Genomic DNA, 7,181 nt, shown 5'->3' with positions numbered 1-7,181 from the left:
TTCTGCTCGGCGGGTCCGAGGGCACCGGCCCTGGCACCGGCCCTGGCACCGGCGCCGTCGATGGCGCGACGCCGCCCGCGACGCGCGACTATCCGGTCCACAGCGGCCGGCTCGACAAGTTGAGCGGCTGGCTCGGCGCCTTCGCGGCCAGCTGGGAGACCGGCGCGGGCCGCGCCAATCCGATCGATCTGGACCTGTGCACGCGCTGCAATGCCTGTATCGAGGCCTGCCCGGAAGGCGCGATCGACTTCAGCTACCAGATCGACGTGAGCCGCTGCACCGCCCATCGCGATTGCGTGAAGGCCTGCGGCGCCGCCGCGGCGATCGATTTCGACCGGCCCGCCGCCACGGTCAGCGAGCGTTTCGACCTGGTCTTCGATCTGAACGACAGCCCCTTCTTCGGCCGGCATGCGCCGCCGCAGGGCTATCTGCACGCGGGCGCGGACCCGCTTCGCCAGGAGCGGATGGCGCTCGCCGCGACGCAGCTGGTCGGCGAATTCGAGAAGCCCAAGTTCTTCCAGTACAAGGAATCGTTGTGCGCGCACGGCCGCAACCGGACCACGGGCTGCTCGGCGTGTATCGACGTCTGCTCGGCCGAGGCGATCGGCTCGCGCTGGCAGGACGGCAAGGGCCGCATCGAGGTCGCGCCGAACCTGTGCGTGGGCTGCGGGGCCTGCACCACGGTCTGCCCGACCGGCGCGATCAGCTATGCCTATCCGAAGCCCGATCATCAGGGCCGGCGCCTGCGCACGCTGCTGTCGACCTACCGGCAGGCGGGCGGGCGTGATGCCGTGCTGCTGCTGCATGGGCAGGAGCATGGCGATGCGCGCATCCTGGCGCTCGGCAGGGAGGCCCGCGCGGGCCGGCTCGACGGCATCGCGCCGAACGTGATTCCGGTCGGCCTGTTCCATCCGGCCTCGGTCGGCCTGGAGTTGTGGCTGGCGGCGATCGCCTGGGGCGCGGACCGCGTCGCGGTGATGCTGACCGGCGACGAAGCGCCGCAATATCGCACCGCGCTGGCCGAGCAGATGGCGGTGGCGCAGGCCATCCTTACTGGCCTGGGCTATCGCGGCGAATTCTTTACGCTGATCGACGCGCCCGATGCCGGCTCGCTCGATCGCGCGCTGGCGCGCCTGTCGCCCAATTTCTCTCCGAAGGGCGCCGCGCTGCCGCCGGCGGCCTTCCATGCCGCCGCGGCCAAGCGCGAAACGCTGGGCTTCGCGCTCGATCACCTGGCCACGCATGCACCGCTGCCGGCCGAGACCGTGCCGCTGCCGGCCGGCGCGCCGCTGGGCGCGGTGCAGGTCGACGCCGGCCGCTGCACGCTGTGCATGGCCTGCGTCGGCTCCTGTCCGTCGCAGGCGCTGCGCGACAACAGCGAGCGCCCGGTGCTGTCCTTCCTCGAGCGCAACTGCGTGCAGTGCGGCCTGTGCGAGCGGACCTGCCCGGAAGACGCGATCACGCTGGTGCCGCGCCTGCTGACCGGCGATGCCGTGCGCCAGCCGGTCACGCTGCACGAGACCCGGCCGTTCCACTGCATCCGCTGCGCCAAGCCCTTCGGCACCGCGCAGATGGTCGAGGCCATGCTGGGACGCCTGGCCGGCCATCCGGCCTTCGCCGGCGCCGCGGCCGATCGCCTGAAGATGTGCAGCGACTGCCGGGTCGTCGACATGATCGAGAAGGACACCGGGGCCGCGACCGGCGCGACGCTGCAATGAGCAGGGCGCCGGCGGCAGCCGGCGCCGCTTTCCGATGCCGCAGGCCGATGCCACGAGCCGATGCCACGAGTCGATGCCACGAGCCGATGCGACAGGCCATTGCCACGAGCCAATGCCGCAGGCCGATGCGGCCCTTGACGTAGTACTGCCACCTCCCACCGCGATCCGATGACCGATTTCCAGCCTATCCAGCTGACCCAGGCCGCCCCCGCGGACCAGGCCGAAGACACCGCCCGCGCCGACCTCTACGGCGTGCTGGCCACGCTGTTCTATCGCGCCCCCGACGCGGCGTTGCTGCACCATATCGCCGCCAATCGCGCCCATGCCGACGATGCCGCCAGCCCGCTGGGCCAGGCGTGGAACGCGCTGGGCGAAGCGGCGGCGGGCACCACCGAGGCGGAGGCCGCCGACGAGTACCAGCAACTGTTCGTCGGCATCGGCAAGCCCGATGTATTCCTGTACGGCTCGTACTACCAGACCGGCTTCCTGCATGAACGCCCGCTGGTGGCGGTGCGCGAAGATCTGGCGCGCTACGGGCTCGAACGTCATGAAGGCGTCAGCGAACCCGAGGACCATATCGCGACGCTATGCGAAGTGATGCGCTTCCTGATTGCCGGCGACGATGTCGCGGTGTCCAACCTCGGCGAGCAGCAGCGCTTCTTCGCGCGCCATCTGCAACCGTGGGTCGAATCGCTGTGCGATACGGTCATCGCCCATCCGGGCGCGCGCTTCTATGCGCGCGCGGCGGAACTGCTGAAGTCGTTCGCGGCCGTCGAGGCGGTCGCGATGGAGATGCATTGATTGCTTGAATTGCGTGAATTCCCTGAATTGCCTGAATTGCGCGGATTGCCTGGATTGCGTGGCAGCGCTAAAGCCCACGGCCCGGTGAGCCGATAAACACAGTTGGCGTGCAGAACGAGATGTCGCGATGCGGGTTCGCGTGGCGTGCAAAGACATGTCTCAAGACATTTGATGCACAGCGCCATGATTACGGAAAATCAGGATAAACCCGCGGTCAGCATGGCCATTGCGTACAGATCGATCTACAATACGCAAAAGAATGCATAACTAGATTGGTAATCGGTAAATATTACCGAGGAGCCCCCCATGAAAGAGAAGGAAACCCGGGTCGCACGTCGCCATTTCCTCGCCGGTGCTGGCATCGTGACTGCCGCCGCGGGTGCCGCGGCCTTGACCGCGCGCACTCCCGCCGCCCCCGCCGGTGCGATCCCCGCGCCGGAACCCACTCCTGCCGACAGCAACGGTTACCGTGTCTCTGAACACGTACGGAAGTATTACCGGACGACGCTGGTATAAGCCGCGCGATTGCCGGCCCGCCGCGATGCCTGTCATCCCGGCGCGGCCGTCTCTCGCGATATCGCCTTTGCCTGCTTCGTACCTTTCCCGAGGTGACACATGATTCTGACCCGCAAGCACGCGGCCCAGGGCGGCGCCCCTGCGCAGCGCGTTGATCGACTCGCGTCCGCTCAGCCGGCCGCCGCTTCGTCCGCACGCCTGTCGGCGCGGCTGGCCACGAGCCTCGCCGGCGCGATGCCGACCATGGACCGCCGCAGCTTCCTGAAGCGCTCGGGCATCGGCGTGGGCGCGGGCCTGGCTGCCTCGCAACTGTCGCTGATCCGCAAGGCCGATGCCGCCGACGGCAAGGCCGCCGGCAACGGCAAGGGCGATATCGTCGTGCGCCGCACGGTCTGCGGCCACTGCTCGGTCGGCTGCGCGGTCGACGCGGTGGTGCAGAACGGCGTCTGGGTCCGCCAGGAGCCGGTGTTCGATTCGCCGATCAACATGGGCGCGCACTGCGCCAAGGGTGCGGCGCTGCGCGAGCACGGCCACGGCGAGTACCGCCTGAAATATCCGATGAAGCTCGTCAACGGCAAGTACCAGCGCATCAGCTGGGACCAGGCCCTGGACGAGATCACCGCGAAGATGAAGCAGATCCGCCAGGAGACCGGCCCGGATTCGATGTTCTTCATCGGCTCGTCCAAGCACAGCAACGAGCAGTCCTACCTGCTGCGCAAGTGGGTGTCGTTCTTCGGCACCAACAACACCGACCACCAGGCGCGCATCTGCCACTCGACCACCGTCGCGGGCGTGGCCAATACCTGGGGCTACGGTGCGATGACGAACTCGTACAACGATATGCAGAACAGCAAGGCTGCGCTGTATATCGGCTCGAACGCGGCCGAGGCGCATCCGGTGTCGATGCTGCATCTGCTGCATGCCAAGGAAAACGGCTGCAAGGTGATCGTGGTCGACCCGCGCTACACCCGCACCGCGGCCAAGGCCGAGCAGTACGTCCGCATCCGTTCGGGCACCGACATCCCGTTCCTGTTCGGCGTGCTGTACCACATCTTCAACAACGGCTGGGAAGACAAGGAGTACATCCGCACCCGCGTCTACGGCATGGACAAGGTGCGCGAGGAAGTCCTCGCCAAGTGGACCCCCGACAAGGTCGAAGAGGCCTGCGGCGTGCCCGAGGCCGAGGTCTACAAGGTCGCCGAGACCATGGCCAAGAACCGGCCGAGCACGCTGGTCTGGTGCATGGGCCAGACCCAGCACACGATCGGCAACGCGATGGTGCGCGCCTCCTGCATCGTGCAGCTGGCGCTGGGCAATATCGGCGTGTCGGGCGGCGGCGCCAACATCTTCCGCGGCCACGACAACGTGCAGGGCGCGACCGACGTCGGCCCGAACCCGGACTCGCTGCCGGGCTACTACGGCCTGGCCACCGGCGCGTGGAAGCACTACGCCGCGGTGTGGAACGTCGATTACGAGTGGATCAAGTCGCAATTCCCCTCGCAGGCGATGATGGAGAAGTCCGGCACCACGGTGTCGCGCTGGATCGATATCGTCACCGAGAAGAGCGATCTGATCGACCAGGACAACAACGTCCGCGGCGTGTTCTTCTGGGGCCATGCGCCGAACTCGCAGACGCGCGGCCTGGAAATGAAGAAGGCGCTCGACAAGCTGGACCTGCTGGTGGTGATCGACCCGTATCCGTCGGCCACCGCCGCGATGGCCAACATGCCGCCCGCCGAGGGCGACAAGGTCAATCCGAACCGCGCCGTCTACCTGCTGCCGGCCGCCACGCAGTTCGAGACCTCGGGCTCCTGCACGGCGTCGAACCGCTCGCTGCAATGGCGCGAGAAGGTCATCGAGCCGCTGTTCGAATCGATGCCCGACCACACGATCATGCAGGCCTTCGCCGACAAGCTCGGCTTCGGCAAGGAGCTGTCGCGCAACTTCAAGATGATCGAGGTCAAGCGCGCCGGCCGTACCTGGATGGAGCCGGAGCCCGAGTCGATCCTGCGCGAGATCAACAGGTCGAACTGGACCATCGGCTACACCGGCCAGTCGCCGGAACGGCTGAAGGCGCATATGAAGAATATGCAGATGTTCGACGTCAAGACGCTGCGCTGCAAGGGCGGCAAGGACGCGGCCACCGGCTACGACCTGACCGGCGACTACTTCGGCCTGCCGTGGCCGTGCTACGGCACGCCGGAGCTCAAGCACCCGGGCTCGCCGAACCTGTACGACACCACGCGCCACGTGATGGACGGCGGCGGCAACTTCCGCGCCAACTTCGGCGTGGAGCGCGACGGCGTCAACTTGCTGGCCGAGGACGGCTCGCACTCCCTGGGCGCGGAGATCACGACCGGCTATCCCGAGTTCGACCACGTGCTGCTCAAGAAGCTGGGCTGGTGGGACGACCTGACCGACGCCGAGAAGCAGGCGGCCGAGGGCAAGAACTGGAAGACCGACCTGTCGGGCGGCATCCAGCGCGTCGTGCTGAAGGTGCACGGCTGCCATCCGTTCGGCAACGCCAAGGCGCGTGCCGTGGTGTGGAACTTCCCGGATCCGATTCCGCAGCACCGCGAGCCGCTGTACTCGACGCGTCCGGACATGGTCGCCAAGTATCCGACCCACGACGACAAGATGGCGTTCTGGCGTCTGCCCACGCTGTACAAGACCGTGCAGCAGCGCAACGTCGAGAACAAGATCCACGAGAAGTTCCCGATCATCCTGACCTCCGGCCGCCTGGTCGAGTACGAGGGCGGGGGCGAGGAAACGCGTTCGAACCCGTGGCTGGCCGAGCTGCAGCAGGAGAACTTCGTCGAGATCAATCCGCGCGCGGCCTCCGCACGCGGCATCCGCAACGGCGACTACTGCTGGGTCAAGACGCCGACCGGCGCCACGCTGAAGGTGCGCGCGCTGGTCACCGAGCGGGTCGGCCCGGATACCGCCTTCATCCCGTTCCACTTCTCGGGCTGGTGGCAGGGCAAGGACATGCTGGACTACTACCCGGACGGTGCGCATCCGATCGTGCGGGGCGAGGCGGTCAACACCGCGACAACCTACGGCTATGACGCGGTGACGATGATGCAGGAAACCAAGACCACGGTCTGCCAGATCGAGCGCTTCGCGTAAGGGGAACACAATGGCACGCATGAAATTCATCTGTGACGCCGAGCGCTGCATCGAGTGCAACAGCTGCGTCACCGCTTGCAAGAACGAGCACGAGGTACCGTGGGGCGTCAACCGGCGCCGCGTGGTGACGGTCAACGACGGCGTGCAGGGCGCGGAGAAATCGATCTCGGTGGCCTGCATGCACTGCTCGGACGCGCCCTGCATGGCGGTCTGCCCGGTCGACTGCTTCTACCGCACCGACGACGGCGTGGTGCTGCACGACAAGGATGTCTGCATCGGCTGCGGCTACTGCTCGTATGCCTGCCCGTTCGGCGCGCCGCAGTTCCCGTCGACCGGCACCTTCGGCGTGCGCGGCAAGATGGACAAGTGCACGTTCTGCGCGGGCGGTCCGGAAGCCAACGGCAGCGAGGCCGAGTTCGAGAAGTACGGCCGCAACCGCCTGTCCGAAGGCAAGCTGCCGCTGTGCGCGGAGATGTGCTCGACCAAGGCGCTGCTCGGCGGCGACGGCGACGTGATCGCCGACATCCTGCGCAACCGCGTGATCAAGCGCGGCACCGGCGGCGATGTGTTCGGCTGGGGCACCGCCTACGGCACCAACGGCAAGGCTGCGCAGACCGCGCCGGCCGCGCCGGCCGGCACCCCGGCTCCGGCCCAGCAGACGCCGGCCGGTCCGTCCACTCCCGCGGGGCAGGCATCATGAAGATGAACAAGCTGATGTGGATGGCGGCGGGCGCCGCCGCGCTGATCGGGCTGGCGGGCTGCGGCGAGGAGCCGCAAACCGCCAGGCCGAGCCCGAAGAAGACCGACACCGCGGCCTGGAAGGGCGCGCCCGGCGATCCCTTCGTCGCCGCCGGCTGGACGCAAGGCGACCAGACCAGCTGGCAGAAGCAGATCCGCCAGCGCAATCAGCTGCAGAACGAGTACACGCGCGTCCAATGAGTGGGGCGTGCATGGGCGGCCGCCGTTGCCGCCGACTTCAAGCCGATCCGAAGGAGGCCCTATGAGCGCCAAGCTGAT

At 67.6% G+C, this 7,181-nt stretch carries 6 protein-coding genes; all 6 read left to right on the top strand.

From position 1 onward, the window contains the following. A partial coding sequence (locus tag AC6EI8_RS22440) for a 4Fe-4S binding protein (RefSeq protein WP_498382912.1) occupies positions 1–1,718 on the top strand: 1,718 nt, incomplete at its 5' end. A 168-nt stretch (positions 1,719–1,886) separates the two neighbouring features. After that, positions 1,887–2,519: a TorD/DmsD family molecular chaperone gene (locus AC6EI8_RS22435; protein WP_498382911.1), complete on the top strand. Its 633-nt coding sequence runs from the start codon at positions 1,887–1,889 to the stop codon at positions 2,517–2,519. Between the two features lie 306 nt (positions 2,520–2,825). Next, positions 2,826–3,035 (top strand): formate dehydrogenase, encoded by a 210-nt coding sequence (locus tag AC6EI8_RS22430; RefSeq protein WP_149317722.1) that lies wholly within the window; start codon positions 2,826–2,828, stop codon positions 3,033–3,035. A gap of 99 nt (positions 3,036–3,134) precedes the next feature. Next, on the top strand, positions 3,135–6,164 hold the full coding sequence (locus tag AC6EI8_RS22425; protein WP_149317723.1) for a molybdopterin-dependent oxidoreductase: 3,030 nt from the start codon (positions 3,135–3,137) through the stop codon (positions 6,162–6,164). Between the two features lie 10 nt (positions 6,165–6,174). Then, positions 6,175–6,864, top strand: coding sequence for a formate dehydrogenase FDH3 subunit beta (gene fdh3B / locus AC6EI8_RS22420; RefSeq protein ID WP_149317724.1), 690 nt, complete (start codon positions 6,175–6,177; stop codon positions 6,862–6,864). Between the two features lie 2 nt (positions 6,865–6,866). Continuing rightward, the gene (locus AC6EI8_RS22415) at positions 6,867–7,103 is read left to right on the top strand and encodes a hypothetical protein (protein ID WP_498382913.1); all 237 of its coding nucleotides are present in this window, start codon (positions 6,867–6,869) and stop codon (positions 7,101–7,103) included. The last annotated feature ends 78 nt before the right edge of the window (positions 7,104–7,181 follow it).

Source organism: Cupriavidus sp. R6-3 (assembly GCF_059772245.1).
This window is presented reverse-complemented; position numbering and strand designations above follow the sequence as displayed.

Excerpts from the sequence above, each read along its gene's own strand:
- fdh3B (WP_149317724.1), top strand. The coding sequence starts at position 6,175 with ATGGCACGCATGAAATTCATCTGTGACGCCGAGCGCTGCATCGAGTGC.
- AC6EI8_RS22425 (WP_149317723.1), top strand. The coding sequence starts at position 3,135 with ATGATTCTGACCCGCAAGCACGCGGCCCAGGGCGGCGCCCCTGCGCAG.
- AC6EI8_RS22435 (WP_498382911.1), top strand. The coding sequence starts at position 1,887 with ATGACCGATTTCCAGCCTATCCAGCTGACCCAGGCCGCCCCCGCGGAC.
- AC6EI8_RS22415 (WP_498382913.1), top strand. The coding sequence starts at position 6,867 with ATGAACAAGCTGATGTGGATGGCGGCGGGCGCCGCCGCGCTGATCGGG.
- AC6EI8_RS22430 (WP_149317722.1), top strand. The coding sequence starts at position 2,826 with ATGAAAGAGAAGGAAACCCGGGTCGCACGTCGCCATTTCCTCGCCGGT.